This is a genomic window from Solihabitans fulvus, assembly GCF_008386585.1.
GTDB classification, from domain to species: Bacteria; Actinomycetota; Actinomycetes; order Mycobacteriales; family Pseudonocardiaceae; genus Solihabitans; species Solihabitans fulvus.
This window is the reverse complement of the sequence record NZ_VUOB01000185.1, coordinates 1-333: the sequence shown is the minus strand read 5'-3', so window position 1 is coordinate 333 and position 333 is coordinate 1. Positions and strand designations below refer to the sequence as shown.

At 72.7% G+C, this 333-nt stretch carries 1 pseudogene; it reads right to left on the bottom strand.

The features are described 5' to 3' along the window. A pseudogene (locus F0L68_RS41210) lies at positions 1 to 225 on the bottom strand (hypothetical protein); the annotation flags it as partial. Positions 226 to 333 lie beyond the last annotated feature (108 nt).

The following is a 333-nucleotide window of genomic DNA, read 5'->3' as shown; positions in this document are numbered from 1 at the left end:
GACGGCCGCGCGCCGGACTACGGCGGCGGCGACGTCCGCGTTGCCTTGGCCAAGGCAGAAGTCGATGGCCAGTTCGCCGGCGTAGCCGTTGAGCAGGTCGACGACGGACACCTCGGCCGCGTCGGTGCCGAGCATGGTGGCGTCGAGGGAGGCCAGCATCCGTCGGCCGTGCGCGAGTGTGGCCTGGCGGTTCATGCCGTGCCAGCCGGTTCGTCTGACGTGCATCCACGCGGCAGTGACGTCGGGAGGCGACCGGCGGGGCGGGCCGCCGCTCAGCCTGGGGGGGTTGGCGGGGGAGGCCTCGTGTTGGCTCTCAAGACACACACCCGACGC